Source organism: Dactylosporangium aurantiacum (assembly GCF_000716715.1).
Taxonomy (GTDB): Bacteria; Actinomycetota; Actinomycetes; order Mycobacteriales; family Micromonosporaceae; genus Dactylosporangium; species Dactylosporangium aurantiacum.
Map to the genome: position 1 here is coordinate 290,137 of NZ_JNYJ01000005.1, position 21,003 is coordinate 311,139.

The following is a 21,003-nucleotide window of genomic DNA, read 5'->3' on the forward strand; positions in this document are numbered from 1 at the left end:
TCAGCCGATCGGGGCGCCGTGGGTGCGCATGAACGGGATCGGGTCGATGGCGTTCTGCGGGCCGGTCGGCGGGGCGTTGATGTGCACCTCGTAGTGCAGGTGCGGGGCCGAGGAGTTGCCGGAGCTGCCGACGTACCCGATGACCTGCCCGGCCTTGACCTTCTGGCCGGGCTGGACGACGGCCCGGCGGACCATGTGGCAGTACAGGGTGGAGATGCCGCCCTCGTGCTGCAGCTTGACGTACCAGCCGCAGCCGCCGACCGACGGGCTGCCGGTCTGGTCGCAGCTGTGCCCGGCCTCGATGTTGCACACGACCTCGACCACCGTGCCGGCCGAGGCGGCGTGGATCGGGGTGCCGGTGAAGGACATGAGGTCCACACCGATGTGGTTCGGGTTGTTCGAGGTACGGAAGCCGGGCCGGGCCCGGAAGCCCGGCAGCGGGCTGGTCCAGCCGCCGGCGGCGGGTGCGGCGGGCGCGGCGACTGGCTGGTTCGCCGCGGCGCACGGCGGCGGGGTCGCGCCGCGGCGCACGTATGCGTCGGAGACGTAGGTGCCTTCCGGCAGGCGGTCCCACATCGACGTGACCCGCTGCGAGCCGGCGATGCTCTCGCCGCGCTCCTGGCAGACCAGGGTCAGCGCGGTGCCGTTGGGCAGGGCGGCGACGAGCGGCGCGCCGTGCGAGGGGGCGGTGCGGGCCTTGAGCGGGGTGCCGCCGGTGGCGACGCTGCCCGTGGTCGTGGTGACCGCGGCGGCGACGGCGGCGGGCGCGACGGGGGCGGCCGGGCCGCAGGCCGGGACCGGCGTGCCGGGGCGGCGGATCCACGCGTCGGAGACGTAGGAGCCGTCGGTGAGCCGGTCCCACCGGTCGGTGACCCGGACCGAGCCCTCACTGATCAGCTGGCCCTTGACCTGGCAGTCGATCGCGACCGACGCGCCGTGCGGCAGGGTGCGCAGCTGGGCGGTCCACACCGCGCTGCCCGCCCGCACGTTCAAGGGCCGCTTGGGCGAGACGACCGTGGCGCTCTCCGCGGCGTGCGCGTCGACCGCCGGGGTCAGCGTGGCCAGGACGACGACGGCAACGGACATGATTTTGCGCATGGTGCACCCCCGGGGACGAGTGATCCGTGCAGCCGGGGGGACTGCGCGCGAACCCCGCCAACGCTAGGCGCCGGCGGGGTCCGTTACCGATATTTACCGAATGTGCCCTCGATCGGGTGAACCTACGGGGCGTTCGCCACGCCCGGCGGCAGGAACCGTACCCCGGTCACCTTCTCCGAGATGCCCTCGCGGTCCAGGTACGGCGTGATGCCGCCGAGGTGCATCGGCCAGCCGGCACCGAGGATCATGCACAGGTCGATGTCGCGCGGGTCGGCGACCACGCCCTCGTCGAGCATGAGCCGGATCTCGCGGGCCAGGGCGGCGGTCGCCTCGTCGCGCAGCTCCTCGGCCGTGGAGGGCGCGTCGCCGACCTGCAGCAGCGCGAGCACCTCCGGGTCGGGGTTGCCCTCGGCGTCGGTGAAGCCGCGCTTGCCGGCCTCGACCACCCGGCCCAGGTTGGCCGAGACGCCGAAGCGGTCCGGGAACGCCGTGTGCAGCGTCTCGGCCACGTGGTGCGCGACGGCCGGGCCGACCATGGTGAGCAGCACCATCGGCCGCATCGGCAGGCCCAGCGGGTCCAGGGCCGAGTCGGCGACCTCGATCGGCGTGCCGTTGTCGACGGCCGCGGTGACCACCCCGAGGAAGCGGGTCAGCAGCCGGTTGACCACGAACGCCGGGGCGTCCTTGACCAGCACCGAGGACTTCTTCAGGGCCTTGCCGACGGCGAACGCGGTGGCGAGCGTCGCGTCGTCGGTCTGGTCGGCGCGGACGATCTCCAGCAGCGGCATCATCGCGACCGGGTTGAAGAAGTGCAGCCCGACGACGCGCTCCGGGTGGGCGAGCCCGGCGGCCTGCTCGCTGACCGACAGCGAGGAGGTGTTGGTCGCCAGCACGCAGTCGTCCCGGACGATCTTCTCGACCTCGGCCCAGACCTGCTTCTTGACGCCCAGGTCCTCGAACACGGCCTCCAGCACCAGGTCGGCGTCGGCGAAGGCGGCCTTGTCGGCCGAGCCGCTCACCAGGCCGCGCAGCTTCGCGGCCTTGCCCGGGTCGAGGCGCCGCTTGGACACCAGCTTGTCGATCTCGGCGTGGACGTAGCCGACGCCCTTGTCGACGCGGGCCTGGTCGAGGTCGGTGAGCACGACCGGGACCTCGAGCCGGCGCACGAACAGCAGCGCCAGCTGGGAGGCCATGAGCCCGGCGCCGACGATGCCGACCTTGTTGACGTCGCGGGCGAGCCCCTTGTCCGGCGCCCCGGCGGGCCGCTTCGCCCGGCGCTGGACGAGGTCGAACGCGTACAGGCTGGCCCGGGCCTGGTCGCCCATGATGAGGTCGGCGAGGGCCTCGTCCTCGGCCGCGGTGCCGTCCTCGAAGGACGCGTCCTTCGCCAGCGCGAGCAGCTCGATGGCCTTGTTGGCGGAGTTGACCGCGCCGTGCAGCCGCTCGTCGAGCTGGTGCTTGGCGAAGAACAGCACGCCGTCCCACATGTCCCGGTCGATCTCGGGCCGGGTGACGGTGACGGTGCCGTCCACGACGCCCTCGGCCCAGGCGAGGGACCGCTCCAGGTAGTCGGCCGGCTCGAAGATCTCGTCGGCGATGCCCAGCTCGCGGGCCTGCGCCGGCTTGAGCGTCTTCTGCGTCAGCGGGTTCTGCAGGATGACCTGCGCCGCCGGGGCGATGCCGATGAGGTTCGGCAGCAGCTGCGTGCCGCCCCAGCCGGGCACCAAACCGATCGCGACCTCGGGCAGGGCGAGGGCCGCCGCGCCGGAGGACACGGTCCGGTAGTGGCAGTGCAGCGCCACCTCCAGGCCGCCGCCCATCGCCGCGCCGTTGACGAACGCGAACGTGGGCACCGGGGAGTCCTTGAGCTTGCGGAACACGCGGTGGCCGTACCGGCCGAGCTCGAGGGCCTGCTCCCGCTCGGTGATGAGCGGCATGCCGGTGATGTCGGCGCCGACGCAGAAGATGTACGGCTTGCCGGTGATCGCGATGAACTTCGGCGCGGCCGCGACGGCCTCGTCGATCGCCGCGTCCAGGCTGGCCAGGCCGCCGGGGCCGAACGAGTTGGGCTTGGTGTGGTCGAAGCCGTTGTCGAGCGTGATGAGCGCGGCGCGCTCCCGGCTCGGCAGGGTGACGAAGCGCAGCAGCGCCTTGGTCACGACCTCGTTGGGGTTCGAGATGGCCGCGCTCACTTGTCGCCCTTCCAGTTCGGGTTCTCCCAGATCACGGATGCGCCCATGCCGATGCCGACGCACATGGCGGTGAGGCCGTAGCGGACCTCGGGGTGCTCGGCGAACTGCCGGGACAGCTGCGTCATGAGCCGCACGCCGGAGGACGCCAGGGGGTGCCCGACGGCGATCGCGCCGCCCCACGGGTTGACCCGCGGGTCGTCGTCGGCGATGCCGAAGTGGTCCAGGAACGCCAGCACCTGCACGGCGAACGCCTCGTTGAGCTCGAACAGGCCGATGTCGTCGATGCTCAGCCCGGCCTGGCGCAGCGCCTTCTCGGTCGCCGGGACCGGGCCGAAGCCCATGACCTCCGGCTCGACGCCGACGAAGCCGTAGGAGACCAGGCGCATGCCGACCGGCAGCCCCAGCTCGCGGGCGACGTCCTCGGCGGCGATGATGGCGGCGGTGGCGCCGTCGTTGAGGCCCGCGGCGTTGCCGGCGGTGACCTTGCCGTGCGGCCGGAACGGGGTCTTGAGCGTCGCCAGCTTCTCCAGGCTGGTCTCGCGCGGCGCCTCGTCGACCGTGGCCAGGCCCCAGCCCGCCTCGGGGTCGCGGGTCGCCACGCTGACCAGGTCGGGCTGCAGCTTGCCGGCCTGGTACGCGGCGGCGGTCTTCACCTGCGAGGCGTAGCCGAACCGGTCGGCCCGCTCCTTGGTGATGCCGGGCAGCCGGTCGTGCAGGTTCTCCGCGGTGGCGCCCATGACCAGCGCCGACGGGTCGACCAGCTTCTCGGCGAGGATCCGCGGGTTGGGGTCGACGCCCTCGCCCATGGGGTGGCGGCCCATGTGCTCGACGCCGCCGGCGATCGCGACGTCGTAGGCGCCGAACGCGATGCCGCCGGCGACGGTGGTCACCGCGGTCAGGGCGCCGGCGCACATGCGGTCGATCGCATAGCCCGGGACGGTCTTGGGCAGACCCGACAGCAGGGCGGCGGTGCGGCCGATGGTCAGGCCCTGGTCGCCGGTCTGCGTGGTGGCCGCGATCGCGACCTCGTCGACCCGCTCCGGCGGCAGCTGCGGGTTGCGGCGCAGCAGCTCGCGGATACAGCGGATGACGAGGTCGTCGGCGCGGGTGTTGGCATACATCCCACCGGCCTTGCCGAACGGGGTGCGCACGCCGTCGACGAAGACGACGTCGCGGACGGGACGGGGCACGGGTGTCCTCCTAGCGACGAATTACCGGCAATGTTACTCGCCAGTAAGTCCGGTGCGCCTGTGGATCCGCCCACACCTGCCCCGTGCCCGTCCGTTGTCGTCCGCCCGCTACTGGGCCGGCACCTCCAGCGCCGCCGTCAGCCCCGGCGTCACCAGCGCGACCTGCCACGGGCGCGCGCCGTAGCCGGACAGCACCGCGGCGACCGCCTCCTCGGTGAGCTCCTCCGGCGGCGACCAGGCCAGGCGCCGGACCGAGTCCGGGGTGATGAGGTTCTCCGGCGGCACCCGGTGGGCGGTGGCCAGGCTGGTCACCAGCTCCCGGCACCGGGCCAGCCGGCCCGCCGCGACGGGGTCGCGCTCGGCCCACCGGTGCGGCGGGGGAGGCCCCTCCGACGGCGGGGTGGTCGGCAGCTCCTTGTCCGGCAGCGCCCTGGCGTCGGCCAGCGCGGCCAGCCACGTCGGCGCGAGCCGGCGCACCGAGCGCCCGCCGAAGCCGGCGAGGGCCAGCAGCGAGCGCTCGTCCTTCGGGTCGGCCTCGGCGGCGGCGATGATCGCCGCGTCGGCGAGGACCCGGCCGGGGCTCGCGTCGCGGCGCGCGGCGATCTCGTCACGGGCCTGCCACAACGCGCGGACCCGGGCCAGGGCACGGGCGCCGCGCACCCGGTGGATGCCCGACGTGCGGCGCCAGGGGTCGGCGCGCACCCGGGGCGGGTCGCCGGCGGAGGCGACCAGCGCGGCGAACTCCTGCGCCGCCCACTCCGTCTTGCCCTGCTCGTGCAGCTCCTCGGCGAGCGTGTCGCGCAGCTGCAGGAGCAGCTCGACGTCCAGCGCCGCGTAAGTGAGCCAGGACGTCGGCAGCGGCCGCGTCGACCAGTCGGCGGCCGAGTGGTGCTTCTCGAGGGTGTAGCCGAGCAGCGACTCGGTCAGGGCGGCCAGGCCGACCCGCTCGAAGCCGCACAGGCGCGCCGCGAGCTCGGTGTCGAACAGCCGGGTGGGGCGCAGCCCGAGCTCGGTGAGGCAGGGCAGATCCTGGCTGGCGGCGTGCAGGATCCACTCGGTCGGCGAGATGACCTCGTCGAGCTCTGGCAGTTGTCCGAAGGGGAGGGGGTCGATCAGGACGGTGCCGGCTCCGGCACGGCGCAGTTGCACGAGATAGGCCCGGTGCGTGTACCGGTAGCCGGAGGCGCGTTCGGCGTCCACGGCCACCGGGCCGCTGCCCTGAGCGAAGCGCTCCACGGCGCGCGCGAGCTCGGCCCGGTCGGTGATCGGCTCGGGCGTCCCGTCTCGGGGGGCGGTCAGCAGGACGGGCTCGGTCTTGTCGTCCGGTTTGTCCGGACTGTCTGGCTCCTCGTCCCGACGCCGCGCGGGGGGTTCGTCGGTCACCCGGACCACGGTACGTTGCGGCACCGGAACGCCGATGCAGCCGGGTCCGGCGCGTCGGTTTCCGGTGTGCTCCGGCGGCGTCCGGGTGGCCCGGGACACGCCGTTGCGGGACGGACAAACCCGGGCCGCCCCGGTACGGTCGCGTGCGCGAGCCGAACTGGTACTTCCGGTTGTGTCCGTTGGTTGCCACGGAGGTCGCGAGGCTTGTGCGGGCAGTTTAGGGTGAGGCCGACTGCGATGCCGCACTCCGACCGCGCCGCAGGACAAACGGGTGGAATTGTGACAGGAAGGAAACGAGAAGCATGACGGCCGGGTATGACCCTTCCAACCCGGTGGCTTCCGGAACCTCCGATTCGTACGATCGTCCGCGCCACACGGACCGATCCGTCGACGACTCGGAGCGACTCGGTCCACTTCCTCCACGCATGACGCCGACCGGATCGTTCCCGGCGGCCGGCGTGTCGCCCGCGGGTGGCCCGGCCACCGGCGGCTTCCCGGCCCAGCCGACGAGCGCCTGGCCCGTCTCCGCGCCCGCCGGGCCGCCGCCGCACAGCGTCCCGCCGCACGCCGGGCAGCACCCCGACGGGGCCCGCCGCGGCCGCGGCGGCGCCCTCGCCCTGGCGCTGGCACTGCTCCTGCTGGTCGTCGTGGGCGTGCAGGCCGCGTTCATCGTCCGGCTCGAGTCGCGCCTGGACAAGGCCGAGAAGGCGGCCAGCGCCGCCAAGCAGAGCGACGAGACCCGGCTCAGGGCCCTGGAGGACCGCGCCGACAAGCTCGAGGCCAAGACGGGCGGCAACCTCGACGCCGCGGCCGTCGCCGAGAGCGTCCGGCCGAGCGTGTTCCGCGTCACCACGAAGTACGCGACCGGCACCTCGTTCGCGCTCGGCAAGGCGCCCTCGGGCGGCGGCACCAACCTCATCACGAACTACCACGTCGTGCAGGAGGCCTACGAGAAGGGCGAGCGCGACGTCAGCATCGAGCGCACCAACCAGCGGTTCCCGGCCAAGATCCTCGAGGCGCACCCCGACAAGGACCTGGCGGTGCTGCACACCGACGAGGACTTCACCCGGCTCGTCGCCGCGGCGCAGGTGCCGAAGGTCGGCGAGCCCGTGCTCGTCGTCGGCGCCCCGCTCGGCCTCGAGGACACCGTCACCACCGGCGTCGTCAGCGCGTTCCGTTCGCTCGGCGGCGAGAACCTGATGCAGTTCGACGCGGCGATCAACCCCGGTAACTCCGGCGGGCCCGTGTTCAACGCCAAGAAGGAGGTGGTCGGCGTCGCGACGCTCAAGGCGCGGGAGTCCGAAGGCATCGGTCTGGCGATCCCGATCTCGGTGGTCTGCGAGACGATCAGCATCTGCTGATCCCGCCGCACCCGGCACGTCCGACCTGCACCACCGTCCAGAACCACGGCCTGCCGCAGGCCGTGCCGACTCTGCACCACGTCGTCGCGTCCCGGTCGCGGCGGCCGCTCGACCCCGCCCGGGGCGCTGCCCGGAGGGATCATCAGGAGGAAGAAAGAGATGACCTACCCCAATAACCCCCAGGGCAACCCGCACGAGGGCTACGCCTACCCGGACCCGAACGCGGCGCAGGGGGCCTACCCGCCCGCCGCGCCGCAGTCGCCCTACGGCGCCCCGGTGCCGCCGCAGCCCGCCCCCACCCACGACCAGGGCTACGGCCAGCCGCCGCAGCCCAACCCGTACGACCAGGGCACCCAGCAGCTGCCCACCTACGGCGAGCAGCCCGCGTCGTACAACCTGGAGCCGTCGGTGTCCGCGCCGCCGACCTCGCCGATGATGGCGAACCCGCCGATGTCGGCGCCGCCGATGTCCGGCCCGCCGGTCGCCTACGGCCCGGTCTCCGGCCCGCCCGGGTACGCCCAGGGCGGCTACCAGACCCCCGGCCCGGCGCCGAAGAAGAGCGTCGCGGTGCCGATCCTCGCCAGCCTCCTCGCGCTCGCGATCATCGCGGCCGGCGTGTTCGTCGGGCTGTACATCGACAAGAGCGGCAAGCTCGACAAGTCCGAGAAGCTCGCGTCGCAGCGCCAGGACAGCCTCACCGCGACCCAGGGCGAGCTGGACAAGACGAAGAACGACCTCAAGGCCAAGGCCGACGAGCTCACCAAGGCCCAGCAGGAGCTGCGCGGCGTGACGGCTGACAGCACCGAGGCCAAGCGCCAGCGTGACGTCATCGGCACCTGCCTGAAGCTGCTGATCGAGGCGCTCGACGCGTCCAACAAGGGCGACAAGGCCACGCTGCAGAACAAGCTCACCGAGATGGACAAGCCGTGCGACGAGGCCGAGGGCCTGCTCGGTATCTGATCCCACGCGTAGACGAAGGGCGGGCCGTGCGGCCCGCCCTTCGTCGTCGGCTTCGTCGTCGGCTTCGTCGTCGGCTTCGTCGTCGGCTTCGTTGTCAGCGCAGTGCGGTGACGCCCGGCGGGGGCAGGCCGGCGGTCGAGGCGAGCAGCGTGCACCAGGCGTGCACGTGGGCCTGCAGGTCCACGTCGGTCGGTGTCCACGACGCCCGGATCTCCAGGTCCGCCGCGGTCGGCGGGCCGGCGAGGTCGCCGAAGCGGGTCGACAGCGTCTGGGTGACCGTGCCGCCGATCGCCGTGTAGGCGGCGCCGTGGCTCTCCAGGGCGTCGGTCAGCCAGCTCCAGCCGACCCCGGGCAGCAGCGGGTCGGCGGCCAGCTCCGCCTCCAGCTCCGCCGTCACGTACGTGACCAGCCGCATCGTGCCGTCCCACGCCTCGTGCCCGGCCGGGTCGTGCAGCAGGATCAGCCGGCCGGTGGCGACCTCGTCGCCGTCGCGCAGCACCGTGCCGCTCATCGCGTGCGCGAACGGTGCGAGCCGCTGCGGCGCCGGCATCTCCTCCAGCTCGATCTCGGGCCGCGCCGTGACCGCGCGCAGGTCCTCCACCGCCCGGGTGAACGTGAGGGGAGTCGCGGTCGATGGCGCCATACCGGAAGAGTAAGGCGCAAACCCACGCAGGGGGTGCCGCCGCGCCGCCGCCGTGCACGCAGTGAAACGATGACTTCGCTATGACTGACAATCTGCTTCTGCGTGCCGCCCGCGGTCAGGCGGTGCCGCACCCCCCGGTCTGGTTCATGCGCCAGGCGGGACGGTCCCTGCCCGAGTACCGCGCGCTGCGTGCCGGCATCGGCATGCTCGAGTCGTGCCGGCGGCCAGACCTGGTCTGCGAGATCACGCTGCAGCCGGTGCGCCGCCACCACGTCGACGCGGCGATCCTGTTCAGCGACATCGTCGTGCCGCTGCAGGCCGCCGGCGTCGACCTGGACATCGTCGCCGGCACCGGCCCCGTCGTCGCGGCGCCGGTCGCGACCATGGCCGACGTCGACGCGCTGCCCGCCCTGAGCCCTGACGCCGTCGGGTTCGTCGCCGAGGCGATCCGGCTGCTGCTCGCCGAGCTCGGCCCGACCGCGCTCATCGGCTTCGCGGGGGCGCCGTTCACCCTGGCCAGCTACCTCGTCGAGGGCGGCCCGTCGCGGCACCACGTGAAGACGAAGGCGCTCATGTACGGCGCGCCCGACGTCTGGCACGCGCTGTGCGGCCGGCTCGCCGACATCACCCTGACCTTCCTGCGGGTCCAGGCGGACGCGGGCGTGCACGCGGTGCAGCTGTTCGACTCGTGGGCGGGGGCCCTGTCCGAGGCCGACTACCGCCGCTACGTCCTGCCGCACTCGCGCCGCGTCCTGGACGGGCTGGCCGGCACGGGCCTGCCGAGGATCCATTTCGGCGTCGGTACCGGCGAGCTGCTGCCCGCCATGGCGGAGGCCGGCGCCGACGTGGTCGGCGTGGACTGGCGCACGCCGCTGGACGCGGCGGCGGGGCGGGTGCCCGGCAAGGTGCTGCAGGGCAACCTCGACCCGTGCGTGCTGTTCGCGCCGTGGGAGGTCGTGGAGCAGGAGGCGCGGCGGGTGATCGCCGAGGGGCGCAAGGCGCCCGGGCACATCTTCAACCTCGGGCACGGGGTCATGCCCGAGACCGACCCCGACGTGCTCACCCGTCTCGTGGAGCTGGTCCACTCGGCGTAGCCCGGGCCGTTCGCGGCTCGGGGCGGTGCCGGCGCTGTTCGGGCCGGTGCCGGCCGTGGCTCAGTAGGTCGGGCTCCAGCGCCACCAGCCGTGGTCGCCGGCGAGCTGGGCCAGCCGGGAGCCGAGCATGAGCGACGTGGCCCGGGCCTCGCCGGCGAGCCGGGTGTGGACCTGCTCGGCGATCTCCGGCGCCCGGTACTCGGCGTGCTCCAGCAGCTGCAGCGTCACCGACCACCAGTAGCGGTCCTCGTCGCTGGCGTGCGGCGCGCCGCCGGTGAACCACTCGGCGAGCCCGTCGAGCAGGTCGTCGCCGACGCCGTCGGGGTCCGTGAGCCGCAGCGCCGCGCACACCCGCGCGACCACGTCGTCGTCCCAGCCGGACAGGTGCCCGCGCACCAGCGTGTGCAGCGACGGGTGGCCCAGCGCGCCGGCCGCGTCGATCTCCAGCGAGAACACGTTGTCGCGGGCCAGCCGCTCCTGCAGCACCGGCAGGATCCGCTCGTCGCGCCGCCGGGCCAGGCCGAGCAGCGCCTCGCAGCGGGTGTCGTCGTGCGGGTCGTCGAGCCGCACGAGCAGCGCCTCGCGCAGCACCGGCGCGTCCACCTCCGACAGCTGGGTGCCGAGCGCGAAGCATGCCCAGTCCCGCACGTCGTCGTCGGGGTCGTTGCTCAGCACCAGCAGCGCCCGCACCGTGTCGTCGGGCGGTGCCTCGCCGAGCACGCTCGGCAGCGCCTGGGCGACCGCCCGCCGCACCCGCGCGTCGGCGTGGTGGATCAGCGGCAGCAGCAGCGGCAGCGCCTCGTCGTCGTAGCACCAGGCGACGGCGTCGGCGAGCTCGGCCGGGGACGTCGCCGCGTCGGCCAGCAGCGCCGAGATCGTCCGCGCGGTCGGCTCCACGTCGTCGACGGGCGTGGCCCGCGCCGCGGCGGCCGCCTCCGCGGCGGCGGCCGCGGCCGCCGGGTCGGCGAGGTCGGCCAGGTCGGCGATGACGTCGGCGAGCGGGTCCGTCGCGTAGGCGTCCCCGTCCTGGCCGGGGGTCACCTGTCCGGCGCCGATCTGCCACGGGTCCGTGCTCCACGGCTCGGCGCGCCACGGCTCGCCGCCGGGTGGGTCGGCGGCCCACGCGGCGTGACCGCCGGCGGCGCCGGGGTCCAGCGCGCGGTCGCTCGGCTCGTCCGGTGACGGTCGGGAGGACGCGAGGTCGCTCATCCGAGAGAGTCTGCTCGCCTCCGGCGAGATGTTCCAGAGGGGTTCGCCCCACAGATGGACATCCCGCTGGTCAGATTCGCCCGACCCGACGACATATCGACGCACTTCGGGTACACCGGCCGCGGTGACGACCTCCCTCAGCGCCCCCGGCTGCCCAGCCGCAGCGACTGCCACGACCCGTCGGCCGCCCAGCCGCCGTCGACGGAGAGTGCGGCACCGTTGACGAAACCGGAGCGCTCCGGGTCGGCGAGGAACGCCACCGCGCGGGCGATGTCCTCCGGCTGCGCGAACCGCGCCATCGGCACGTGGTCGGTGATGTCGGTGTCCGCGTACGCCCCGGACGCCTGCGACTCGTCGTCCATCTCCGTCTTCACCCAGCCGGGGCAGACCGCGTTGACCCGCACGCCCCGGCCGCCCCACTCGACCGCGAGGGTGCGGGTCAGCCCGATCAGGCCGTGCTTGCTGGCGTTGTACGCGACCCGGTCGGCGACCCCCATCAGCCCGGCCACCGAGGCGATGTTGACGATCGAGCCGTTGCCGCGGACCAGCATCCGCCGCCCGAACGCCCGGCACAGCAGGAACGGCCCGGTCAGGTTCACGTCGAGCACCCGCCGCCACTGCGCCGCGTCGGTGTCCTCGGCCGGCGCGATCGAGGCGATGCCGGCGTTGTTCACCAGCACGTCGCAGCCGCCGTACACGCTCTCGACCTCGCTCACGAACCGGGCGACGTCCTGCTCGTCGGACACGTCACCGGTGAAGACGAGCCCGTCGAGGTCCACCGGCCGGGTGTCGATCACCGCCAGCCGGTAGCCCTCCTCGGCCAGCAGCTCCGCGGTCCTGCGCCCGATGCCCTGCGCCGCGCCCGTGACGACGGCCACTCGCGTTTCTGTCATATGCCGACCATAGACTCGGGGCATGGTTGGGGGCGTGGGCAGACGGGTCGCGGTCATCGGCGGCGGCATCGCCGGTCTGGCCGCGGCGCACCGGCTGCGCGAGCGCGCCCCGCACCTCGACGTGGTGCTGTTCGACCAGGGCGAGCGTCCCGGCGGCAAGCTGCGCACCGTCGCCCTGGCCGGCGGCCCGGTCGAGCGGGGCGCCGAGTCGTTCCTGTCCGGCGACCCGGCCGGCGGCCCGAGCGCCGCGGTGCGCCTCGCCGAGCAGGTCGGGCTCGGCGACGAGCTCGTGCACCCCGCCACCGCCAAGGCCGCGGTCGCGACCGGCGGCGGCCTGCTCGACCTGCCGGCCGGCACCCTCATGGGCATCCCCGCCGGCGAGGACCCGGCCGACCGGCCGTCGGGCCGCCCCCTGCTGGCCCCCGGCGAGGACGTGACCGTCGGCGGGCTGGTCCGCCCGCGCCGCGGCGACCTCGTCGTCGACCGGTTCGTGGAGCCGCTGCTCGGCGGCGTCTACGCCGGCCGCGCCGACCGGCTCTCGCTGCGCATGGCGCTGCCGGCCCTCGCCGACGCGGCCGAGCGGTCCGACACCCTCACCGGCGCCGTCCGCGCCGCCCTGGCCGCGCGGCGGGTCACCCCGGGCGCGCCCGTGTTCAGCGCCGTGCGCGGCGGCATGAGCCGGCTCGTCGACGCGGTCGCCGCCACCCTGCCCGACGTCCGGCTCGGCCTGCCCGTGCGCGAGCTGCACCGGCACGGCGCCGGCTGGCGCCTCACCGTCGGCTCGACCCGCGACCCGTCCACGGTCGAGGCCGACGGCGTGATCCTCGCCGTGCCCGCCGCTCCCGCCGCCCGCCTGCTGTCCACGGTGGACGGGGTGGCCGGCGTGCCGCTCGGCTATGCCAGCGTCGCCCTCGCCGCGCTGGCGCTGCCGGCCACCAAGCTGCCCGAGCTGTCGGGGTTCCTGGTGCCGGCGACCGAGGGCTTCGCCGTCAAGGCCGTCACGTTCTTCGACCAGAAGTGGTCGCACCTGCGCCGCCCCGGCCTCACCGTGGTGCGCGCCTCCGTCGGCCGCGCCGGCGAGGAGCAGCAGCTGCAGCGCACCGACGCCGACCTGCTCGACCTGGTCCGCGACGAGGTGGCCCGCCTCCTCGGCACCGACCGCCTGCCCGACCCGGTCGACGCCGCCGTCTTCCGCTGGGGCGGCGGCCTCCCGCAGTACGAGCCACACCACCGCGACCGGGTCGCCGCGCTGCGCGCCACCCTCGCCGCCCACCCGGCGATCGCCGTCGCCGGCGCCGCCTACGACGGCGTCGGCATCCCCGCCTGCGTCACATCGGGGTGGACCGCCGCCGACGCGCTGATCCACGCCCTGGAAGGATGACGACCATGACCAGCAGCAACGCCGCCCGCATCCGCGAGCTCAACGACTCGATCCGCTACACGATGTGGTCGGTGTTCCAGGCTGCGACCCCCCTCGACCCCGCCTCGCGCACCGAGATCGCGGCCGAGGCGACCGCGTTCCTCGCCGACCTGGCCGCCAAGGACGTCGTGGTCCGCGGCACCTACGACGTGGCCGGCCTGCGCGCCGACGCCGACCTCATGGTCTGGTGGCACGCCCCGAGCGCCGAGGCCCTCCAGGAGGCGTATGCGGCGCTGCGGCGCACCGCCCTCGGCACCCACCTGCGGCCCGTCTGGTCGCAGCTGGCCCTGCACCGCCCGGCCGAGTTCAACAAGAGCCACATCCCGGCCTTCCTCGCCGACGAGGTGGCGCGCGCCTGGGTCTGCGTGTATCCGTTCGTGCGCTCCTACGAGTGGTATCTCCTGCCCGACGAGGAGCGCCGCGCCATGCTCGCCGAGCACGGCAAGATGGCCCGCGGCTACGCGGACGTGCGTGCCAACACCGTGGCCAGCTTCGCCCTGGGCGACTACGAGTGGCTGCTCGCCTTCGAGGCCGACGACCTGCACCGCATCGTGGACCTGATGCGCGACCTGCGTGCCTCGTCCGCCCGCCGCCACGTCCGCGAGGAGGTCCCCTTCTACACGGGCCGCCGCCGCGACATCGCCGACCTGGTCGCCAACCTGCCGTAGCCGCCGCCTCACTTCTCGCCGGGGCACCGCCTCGCTCGCCGGGACACCCCGGGCATCGCTACTGGCCTGGCCTTGCCTGGGCCTTGACTGGGTTTGGGCCTTGACTGGGCCTGGGCCTTGACTGGGCCCGGCCTTCAACGGCCTGGCCTGGCCGGCGGTCTGGCCGGTGCGGTGTCACGGTCGGTCGTCGGCCGGGCGGCGGCAGGCCGGTCGCCGCTGGTCTGGCCCGTCGCTGCGGTCGTGACTGGTCCTGCCGACCTGGCGGGTCGTCGGTGGTGCGGTCTGGTTCGTGGCCGCTGGGCTGGCTCTTCCCGGTGGGCGGGTTTGTTGCCGACCTGCTGCCGGTGGTGTGGGTCGTCGCGCTGGTACGGCGCAGTGTGGCCTGGTGCGGTTGGTCAACTCGCTGCTGGCCTGTCCCGGTCGCTGCTGGCGTGGCCCGGTCGGCGCTGGCCTGCCCGGTCGCCGCTGGTCTGGCTGGTCGCTGCCGTCGTGGCGAGCGGTCGGTGGTGTGGTCTGTTTCCGTTGTGGGTGGGCTGGCCTGTTCCCGGCGGGCGGTTCGTTGCCGACCTGCTGCCGGTGGCGTGGGTTGTCGCGCTGGCGCGGCGCAGTGTGGCCTGGTGCGGTTGGTCAACTCGCTGCTGGCCTGTCCCGGTCGCTGCTGGCGTGGCCCGGTCGGCGCTGGCCTGCCCGGTCGCTGCCGTTGTGGCGGGTCGTCGGTGGTGTGGTCCGTTTCCGTGGCCGGTTCGATGCCGGTTCGATGCCGGTTCGATGCCGGTGGAGTCGTCGCCGGTGCTGCCGGTGGCTGGTCCGCCTGATCCGCAGGGGTGAGATGCCGGTCTCCAACCGGCCGGACCGGGCTGGCGAGGTGGCGCCCCGCGTCCGAGTCGCCGCTGCGGTGAAACGGGCGTTCGCGGGGTGCCGGCCGCCCGTGCCTGGGCGTGGCGCGTGGGGCTGGTCGGATCGGTTCGCCGGGCTCGCCGGGCGGAGGTGTCCGCGTCTGGTCGAAAACACGCTCACCGGTGGTGTCGGCCGGCTGCGTCCGTCGTCCGCGGGCGGCGGAGGCGTTACGGGGCGGGGCGGTGCATGGGGACGTGTTCGATGCCGTCGTCGAGGAACGGGGGGCCGGAGATGGTGAAGCCGAAGCGTTCGTACACGCGGATCGCGGTGGTCTGGGCGTCCAGGGTGGCGGGGCGGTCGCCGATCACCGTCACGGCCTCCGTCAGCAGGCGGCCGGCCAGGCCCTGGCCGCGGTGGGTCGGGGCGGTCACCACGCGGCCGACGCGGGCCGAGCCGTCCGGTTCGGTGAGCACGCGCAGGTAGGCGAGCACGGTGTCCGGGGGGTCGGTGAGCCAGACGTGGACGGTGGAGGGCTCGGTGTCGCGGCCGTCCAGGTCGGGGTACGCGCAGTGCTGCTCGACGACGAAGACGTCGCTGCGCAGGCGGAGGAGGGCGTACAGGGTGAAGACGTCCAACGAGGCGAAGGGCGCGCTGTGCATGATCACGGCTTGAGGGTAGCCAGTTGCTCGGCGGCCTTGCGGGCGGCGATGAGGACCGGGTCCCAGACGGGGGCGAAGGGCGGTGCGTAGGAGAGGTCCAGGCCGGTCATCTCCTCGACCGTCATGCCGTGCCACAGGGCGACGGCGAGGGCGTCGATGCGTTTCGCCGCGCCCTCCTGGCCGACGATCTGGGCGCCGAGCAGGCGGCCGGTGGTGCGCTCGGCGATGATCTTCGTGGTGATGGGGAGGGCGCCGGGGAAGTAGCCGGCGCGGGTGGTGGACTCGGTGACGGTGGAGAAGGTGGCGAAGCCGGCCGCGGCGGCCTCGGCGGTGGACAGGCCGGTGCGGGCGACCTCGTACGCGCAGATCTTGGAGACCGCGGTGCCGACGACGCCGGGGAAGGTGGCGTAGCCGCCGCCGATGTTGATGCCGGCGGCGCGGCCCTGCTTGTTGGCGTGGGTGCCGAGGGCGATGGCGGTCGGGCGCTGGGAGACCAGGTGCAGCACCTCGACGCAGTCGCCGGCGGCCCAGACGCCCTCGGCGGAGGTGCGCAGGCGCCGGTCGACGGTGATGCCGCCGCTCGCGCCGACGGCGATGCCCGCGTCGGCGGCGAGGCCGCTGTTGGGGCGGGTGCCGAGGCCGAGGATGACGATGTCCGCGGGCAGCACCCCCTCGGCGGTGCGCACCCCGGTGACCCGGTCCCCGGCGGTGTCGAAGCCTTCGAGCGGGCAGGACAGCCGCAGGTCGACGCCGAGGCCGCGCAGCGCGTCGGCGACGAGGGTCGCCATGTCGGGGTCGAGGGTGCGCATCGGCTGGTCGGCGGCGTCGATCAGGGCGACCTGCAGGCCGCGGCGGATCATCGCCTCGGCCATCTCCAGCCCGATGTACCCGGCGCCGACGACGACGGCCCGGCGCGGCTGGTGGTCCTCGAGGAACGACAGCAGCCGGATGCCGTCCTCCAGGGTCTGGACCCCGTGGATGCCGGCGGCGCCGGCGCCGGGCACGTCGGGGCGGGCCGGCACGCCGCCGGTGGCGATGACGAGCTGGTCGAAGGGCTCGGTGTAGGGGTCGCCGCCGGTGGGGCGGACGGTGACCGACCGGTCGTCGAGGGAGATGCCGACGACCTCGCTGCCGAGGCGCAGGTCGATGCCGAGGTCGCGGAACTGCGCCGGGGTCCGGGCGACCAGGTCGTCGGGGTCGGCCACGTCGCCGGCGACCAGGTAGGGGATGCCGCACGCCGAGTACGAGACGTGCTGGCCCTTCTCGAAGGCCACGATGCGCAGGTCGTCGGGCTTGCGGCGGCGGCGGGCCTGGGAGGCGGCGCTCATCCCGGCGGCGTCGCCGCCGATGACGACCAGGCGCTCAGCAGAAGTCACCCGATCATTTAATCGTGTTTGTCGGGTGCGGGGATGGCGGCGCCGGTGTCGTCCCAGACGTTTCCCGAGTTGGTGCTCAGCGTGGTCTGGGTGCTGATGAGGATCGGGCACACGAACATGCTGTTGCGGCCGAAGCGGTTGCTGACCACGGCGATGCCGGTCATCGGGGTGGGGCCGCCGCCGCGGTGGGCGAAGTTCAGCACGCAGTGCCCGCCGTCGAGCCAGTTGCGCTCGACCCGGATGTCGCCGCTCGCGCCCGCCTCCTGGGTGACCTGGTACGCGGCGTTGGCGTCGGCGCCCGGGTACAGCACGTTGTGCCGCAGCGTGATGCGGCGGCCGCCGCGGGTGTCGACGGCGTCGTTGATGGTCTCGCCGCCGCCGGGGGCGCCGCTGCGGTAGTACGTCAGGTCGTGGATCCAGGAGTCCTGCACGACGACGTCGGTGCCGGCGCGCACGCCGTCGACGGTGCCGTGGATGTTGACCCGGCTCAGCGTCGTCGCGGTGGCCCACACCCCGTCGAGGCAGGCGTTCGGGTTCGCCGGGGCGATCTCGACGTCCTCGATGACGGCGCTGCCCTCGACCTGGATGACCGCGGCCGGGCACCGCGCCGCCCCGCCGCGCACGACCGAGTTGCGGATCGTCACGTTCCTGCCGGTGATGCGCACGTACCCGCGGATGTCGGCGTTGGACACCACGGTGTTGTCGGCGGAGATCGTCTGGTCGCCGGTGAGGACCGTCAGCGTGGTCCCGGCGATGACCCCGGTGTTGCCGGCCGCCGGTTTCCCGCCGCCCCGGGACACGACCCGCGGCGCGGTCGACGGCGACCCGCCGGGCGACGTGGACACCGACGGCGAGGGCGACGCGGACCGGGAGGCGGTGGGGGAGCCGGCGCCCGGCAGCCCGGCCATCTCCGCGGAGCGGCGCTGCTCGGGCGTGAGCCCGTCCGCCGACGTCGGCCGGGTGGGCCGGGTCAGCGGGTACACCAGGATCGCGGTCAGTGCCACCGTGACGACGCCGGCGACCGCCACGCCGATCGGGCCCCAGTGAACGCGGCGCCCTGTCGCCGGAAGATCACTCTCGGTGGTCACCGACCCTTTCTAGTGGTACAGGAGTGACGGGCGCAACCTATTGATGCGTACGGTTATCCAAGTGCCTTCGACATCTGCAGCGAAGTCGTCTCGAACCCCAACGATTCGTACAGGTGCCGGGCGCCGGGGTTGTGGCCGAAGACGTTCAGGCCGAGCCGGGTGACGCCGCGGGCCCGCAGCTCCTCCTCGGCGGCGAGCATCAGCGCCCGGCCGTAGCCGCGGCGGCGGTGCGCCTCCTCGACTTGGATCTCGTAGATCCACGCCTGCGCCCGCTCGGCGGTCGGCATGCCGATCCACAGGAACCCGACGACCTCGCCGTCGGCCTCGCCGGCGAACAGCAGCTGCCCTTCGGTGGCCAGGCCGTCGGGCAGCAGCGCCTGGAACTGCCGCTCGACCCGCGCGGTGACCTCCGCCGGGTCGCTGCGGCCGGCGCGGACCTCGTCGGCGGCGTACTCGGCCTTCAGCGCGGGGATGCGGACGTCGTACTCGGCCTGGGTGAGCGGGCGAATCGTGAACATGGGCTCACAATACGAAGGCGTCCGTCCACAGCTGCCGCGACCGTCCCGCGAGCGCGTCGAGCAGGCCGACCGCCTGCCCGTCGGTGAGCGCGGCGACGAAGTCGACGATCGCCCGGCCGCGGGCCATCGCCGTGGGGTCGAAGTCGCCGCCGGGCACGCCGTAGTCCTCGGCGGTCAGGTCCCGCACCTCGGCGTGCGCCATCTCGACCAGGTCGTGCAGCCGTCGCGGTAGCCGCGCCGCCTCGTCCGGGTCGACCAGCCACGCGTGCAGCGCCTCGACCAGCGCGCCCAGCAGCCGCGCCTGGCCGCGCTGGTGCAGCGCCAGGTCCGGCCGCTCGAGCACGAACCGGTGGTGCACGAACTTGAGCACCTGCACCTCGTGCCACTGGGCGGGGGCGAGCGCCACGTGCCCGCAGCGCACCGGCGGGTCGGGCAGCACGTGGATGGCGTCGATGAGCCGGCGGGTCCAGCGCGCCGAGAACCGCGCGACGCCCTGCTCGGCCTCGATCGAGCCGTCGAACGGCGCCGAGAGCAGGCCGTCGACCAGCTCGTGGCGGACGTGCTCCACCGCCGCCCAGAACGCGTCGTCGTCGCTGATCCAGCCGTCCTTGCGGAACAGGTCGCGGCGCAGCAGCTCCACCGAGCGCCCCGGCCGGCGGGCGGCGCGGCGCAGCTCGGCGACGTCCAGCGCGCGCAGCTCGGTCGCGTCGCGCTGCCAGGCGATCAGCTCGGTGGCCACGGTGCCCTGCTGCAGGACCCCGACCCGGTGGAAGTCCTCGAGGTCGTGGATGGCGTAGGCGATGTCGTCCGCGGTGTCCATCACCGACGCCTCCGCGGTCTGCTGCCACTGTGCGAGCAGGCCCTCGAACGGCGCCCGCGCCTGGCGCAGATCGGCGAGCTCGGTCACGTAGGCGCCGAACTTCACCGACCCGGTCGCGGGGTCCTCCGGGTCCACCCCGGCCCCGCGCGGTGGCGGATGCATCAGGTGTACGTGCGGCGAAGGGTAGGTCCGCCGCGTCCACGGGTACTTCGCCATGGCCGCCCGGACCGCGGCGGTGAGGTCCAGCCCGACGGTCGAGCCGCTGATCTCGGTGCTGGTCACGATCCGGTACGACTGCGCGTTGCCCTCGAAGCCGTCGGGCAGCCCGAGCCGCTGCCGGGCGAGCCGGTCCAGGACCCGCTCGCCGAGGTGCCCGAACGGCGGGTGCCCGAGGTCGTGCGCGAGCGCCGCCGCCTCGACCACGTCGGCGTCGCAGCCGCCGAGCTTCTCCAGCAGCGGCTGCGCGCCGGCGGCGGGGGAGCGCAGCCGCTCCACGATCCCGCGGGCGACGCTGGCGACCTTGAGGCTGTGCGTGAGCCGGTTGTGCACCAGCAGTCCGGAGCCGCCGGGGCTGATCACCTGGGTGACGCCGCCGAGCCGGGCGAAGAACGGCGACGCCACGATCCGGTCACGGTCGGCGCGGAACGGGTTGCCGGACAGGTCGCCGGCCGCCCCGCCGAACAGGCGCGCGTCCCTCATGAAGGCTTGCGGACCTCGATGACGAAGCCGCTCGCGGTCACCGCCGCCGCGGGGTGGCGGGCCAGCAGCAGGTCCAGCACCTTGAGCGGGGAGAGGATCCAGGTGAGCGGCAGGATCGCCCGGTACAGCCGCATGCTGCCGAACGACAGCAGCATCGCCAGCCACTCCTGCAGCGTCCACAGCATGCCCGACGTCGGCCCGGCGCCGACCTTGACGCTGAGCACCTCGAACTGCGGGAACTGCTCACGCAGCCCGACCTCCGTGTAGCGCTGGAAGTCGTAGGGCGAGGCGTGGAACGGCTGCATGAACGGCACGAACACCAGCATGCGGCCGCCCGGGCGCAGCAGGCGGTGCATCTCGGCGATGTGCGCCGCCGGGTCCGGCACGTGCTCCAGCACGGCGATGCTGATCCCGCCGGCGAGGCTGCCCTCGGCGAGCGGCACCTTGCGCAGGTCGGTGACGATGTCGACGTTGGGGTAGGTGCCGCCGTCCATGCAGATGACCCGCTGGTCGCGGCGGTGGGTGCCGCAGCCGAAGTCGGCGACGAGGTCGCGGTCGAGGTCGAAGCTGCGCAGGAACGGCATGATCAGGTTGCGGTCCATCACCGGCGACAGGACCTTGATCGCCGTCGGATACACCTTGTTGAACCGCTTCTTGACGAACTCCTTGATCCGGTTCAGCGCGTCGGCGGTGAGCTCCTCGGACTCGAACCCGCCGAACTTCAGCTGCCCGCCGCGCCGCCGGCCGGTGTGACCGCAGGCCGCGCAGACGATCGTCTCGCCGCCGTCGAGCCGCAGCGGCGCGTGGCACGCGGGACAGGCCAGCACCTCGGCCAGGCGGGCCTGGCGGCCCGCCGCCGCCGGCTCGGTCGCGGGGGCGTCAGTCACAGTGTCGT

18 protein-coding genes are annotated in these 21,003 nt (G+C 73.9%); 5 read left to right on the forward strand and 13 right to left on the reverse strand.

The annotated features are described in order from the left end of the window. The 4 genes from OP18_RS61770 to OP18_RS07555 form a co-directional block, all read right to left on the reverse strand. Complete coding sequence (locus tag OP18_RS61770; protein WP_052386338.1) at nt 1-1,086, reverse strand: peptidoglycan DD-metalloendopeptidase family protein; 1,086 nt, start codon at nt 1,084-1,086, stop codon at nt 1-3. 134 nt (nt 1,087-1,220) lie between these two features. After that, nucleotides 1,221-3,290 carry a 3-hydroxyacyl-CoA dehydrogenase NAD-binding domain-containing protein gene (locus OP18_RS07545; protein WP_033357987.1) on the reverse strand — a complete coding sequence of 690 codons (2,070 nt, stop codon included), beginning with the start codon at nt 3,288-3,290 and terminating at the stop codon, nt 1,221-1,223. Next, nucleotides 3,287-4,480: a thiolase family protein gene (locus OP18_RS07550; RefSeq protein WP_033357988.1), complete on the reverse strand. Its 1,194-nt coding sequence runs from the start codon at nt 4,478-4,480 to the stop codon at nt 3,287-3,289. Before OP18_RS07550 ends, OP18_RS07545 begins: the two co-directional genes overlap by 4 nt. Nucleotides 4,481-4,588: 108 nt before the next feature. Continuing rightward, the gene (locus tag OP18_RS07555) at nt 4,589-5,863 is read right to left on the reverse strand and encodes an HRDC domain-containing protein (RefSeq protein WP_033358084.1); all 1,275 of its coding nucleotides are present in this window, start codon (nt 5,861-5,863) and stop codon (nt 4,589-4,591) included. A 425-nt stretch (nt 5,864-6,288) separates the two neighbouring features. On the opposite strand from OP18_RS07555, the gene OP18_RS07560 reads away from it, so the two are divergent. Both OP18_RS07560 and OP18_RS07565 read left to right on the forward strand, forming a co-directional pair. Beyond that, entirely contained in the window at nt 6,289-7,224 is a 936-nt protein-coding gene (locus OP18_RS07560; RefSeq protein ID WP_245635281.1) for a S1C family serine protease, read from the forward strand. A gap of 159 nt (nt 7,225-7,383) precedes the next feature. After that, nucleotides 7,384-8,184, forward strand: coding sequence for a hypothetical protein (locus tag OP18_RS07565; RefSeq protein ID WP_052386339.1), 801 nt, complete (start codon nt 7,384-7,386; stop codon nt 8,182-8,184). Nucleotides 8,185-8,278: 94 nt separating this feature from the next. Here OP18_RS07565 and OP18_RS07570 read toward each other — a convergent pair whose 3' ends face one another. After that, on the reverse strand, nt 8,279-8,827 hold the full coding sequence (locus OP18_RS07570; protein ID WP_033357989.1) for a DUF3000 domain-containing protein: 549 nt from the start codon (nt 8,825-8,827) through the stop codon (nt 8,279-8,281). Between the two features lie 80 nt (nt 8,828-8,907). Between OP18_RS07570 and hemE the strand changes: the two genes are divergently transcribed. Further along, complete coding sequence (hemE, locus tag OP18_RS07575; protein ID WP_033357990.1) at nt 8,908-9,921, forward strand: uroporphyrinogen decarboxylase; 1,014 nt, start codon at nt 8,908-8,910, stop codon at nt 9,919-9,921. Between the two features lie 60 nt (nt 9,922-9,981). Here hemE and OP18_RS52120 read toward each other — a convergent pair whose 3' ends face one another. Further along, complete coding sequence (locus OP18_RS52120; RefSeq protein ID WP_052386340.1) at nt 9,982-11,130, reverse strand: HEAT repeat domain-containing protein; 1,149 nt, start codon at nt 11,128-11,130, stop codon at nt 9,982-9,984. 137 nt (nt 11,131-11,267) lie between these two features. Beyond that, nucleotides 11,268-12,023 carry an SDR family NAD(P)-dependent oxidoreductase gene (locus OP18_RS07585; protein WP_033357991.1) on the reverse strand — a complete coding sequence of 252 codons (756 nt, stop codon included), beginning with the start codon at nt 12,021-12,023 and terminating at the stop codon, nt 11,268-11,270. A gap of 22 nt (nt 12,024-12,045) precedes the next feature. Here OP18_RS07585 and hemG point away from each other — a divergent pair, with 22 nt between their 5' ends. Beyond that, entirely contained in the window at nt 12,046-13,404 is a 1,359-nt protein-coding gene (gene hemG / locus OP18_RS07590) for a protoporphyrinogen oxidase (RefSeq protein WP_033357992.1), read from the forward strand. 5 nt (nt 13,405-13,409) lie between these two features. Then, a complete protein-coding gene (gene hemQ, locus OP18_RS07595) occupies nt 13,410-14,111 on the forward strand; it encodes a hydrogen peroxide-dependent heme synthase (RefSeq protein ID WP_389251590.1) in 702 nt (233 codons plus the stop codon). Nucleotides 14,112-15,175: 1,064 nt separating this feature from the next. Here hemQ and OP18_RS07600 read toward each other — a convergent pair. The 6 genes from OP18_RS07600 to OP18_RS52125 are packed head-to-tail and all read right to left on the reverse strand — an operon-like array spanning nt 15,176 to nt 20,995. Beyond that, nucleotides 15,176-15,607 (reverse strand): GNAT family N-acetyltransferase, encoded by a 432-nt coding sequence (locus tag OP18_RS07600; protein ID WP_033358088.1) that lies wholly within the window; start codon nt 15,605-15,607, stop codon nt 15,176-15,178. A gap of 2 nt (nt 15,608-15,609) precedes the next feature. Next, nucleotides 15,610-16,983: an FAD-dependent oxidoreductase gene (locus OP18_RS07605; protein ID WP_033357994.1), complete on the reverse strand. Its 1,374-nt coding sequence runs from the start codon at nt 16,981-16,983 to the stop codon at nt 15,610-15,612. Nucleotides 16,984-16,991: 8 nt separating this feature from the next. Beyond that, nucleotides 16,992-18,071: a hypothetical protein gene (locus OP18_RS07610; RefSeq protein ID WP_156089340.1), complete on the reverse strand. Its 1,080-nt coding sequence runs from the start codon at nt 18,069-18,071 to the stop codon at nt 16,992-16,994. Nucleotides 18,072-18,124: 53 nt separating this feature from the next. Next, nucleotides 18,125-18,589 (reverse strand): GNAT family N-acetyltransferase, encoded by a 465-nt coding sequence (locus OP18_RS07620; RefSeq protein ID WP_033357997.1) that lies wholly within the window; start codon nt 18,587-18,589, stop codon nt 18,125-18,127. Nucleotides 18,590-18,593: 4 nt separating this feature from the next. Then, nucleotides 18,594-20,108 (reverse strand): deoxyguanosinetriphosphate triphosphohydrolase family protein, encoded by a 1,515-nt coding sequence (locus OP18_RS07625; protein WP_033357998.1) that lies wholly within the window; start codon nt 20,106-20,108, stop codon nt 18,594-18,596. Beyond that, nucleotides 20,105-20,995, reverse strand: a complete 891-nt coding sequence (locus OP18_RS52125; RefSeq protein ID WP_052386341.1) for a methyltransferase domain-containing protein — start codon at nt 20,993-20,995, stop codon at nt 20,105-20,107. Before OP18_RS52125 ends, OP18_RS07625 begins: the two co-directional genes overlap by 4 nt. Nucleotides 20,996-21,003 lie beyond the last annotated feature (8 nt).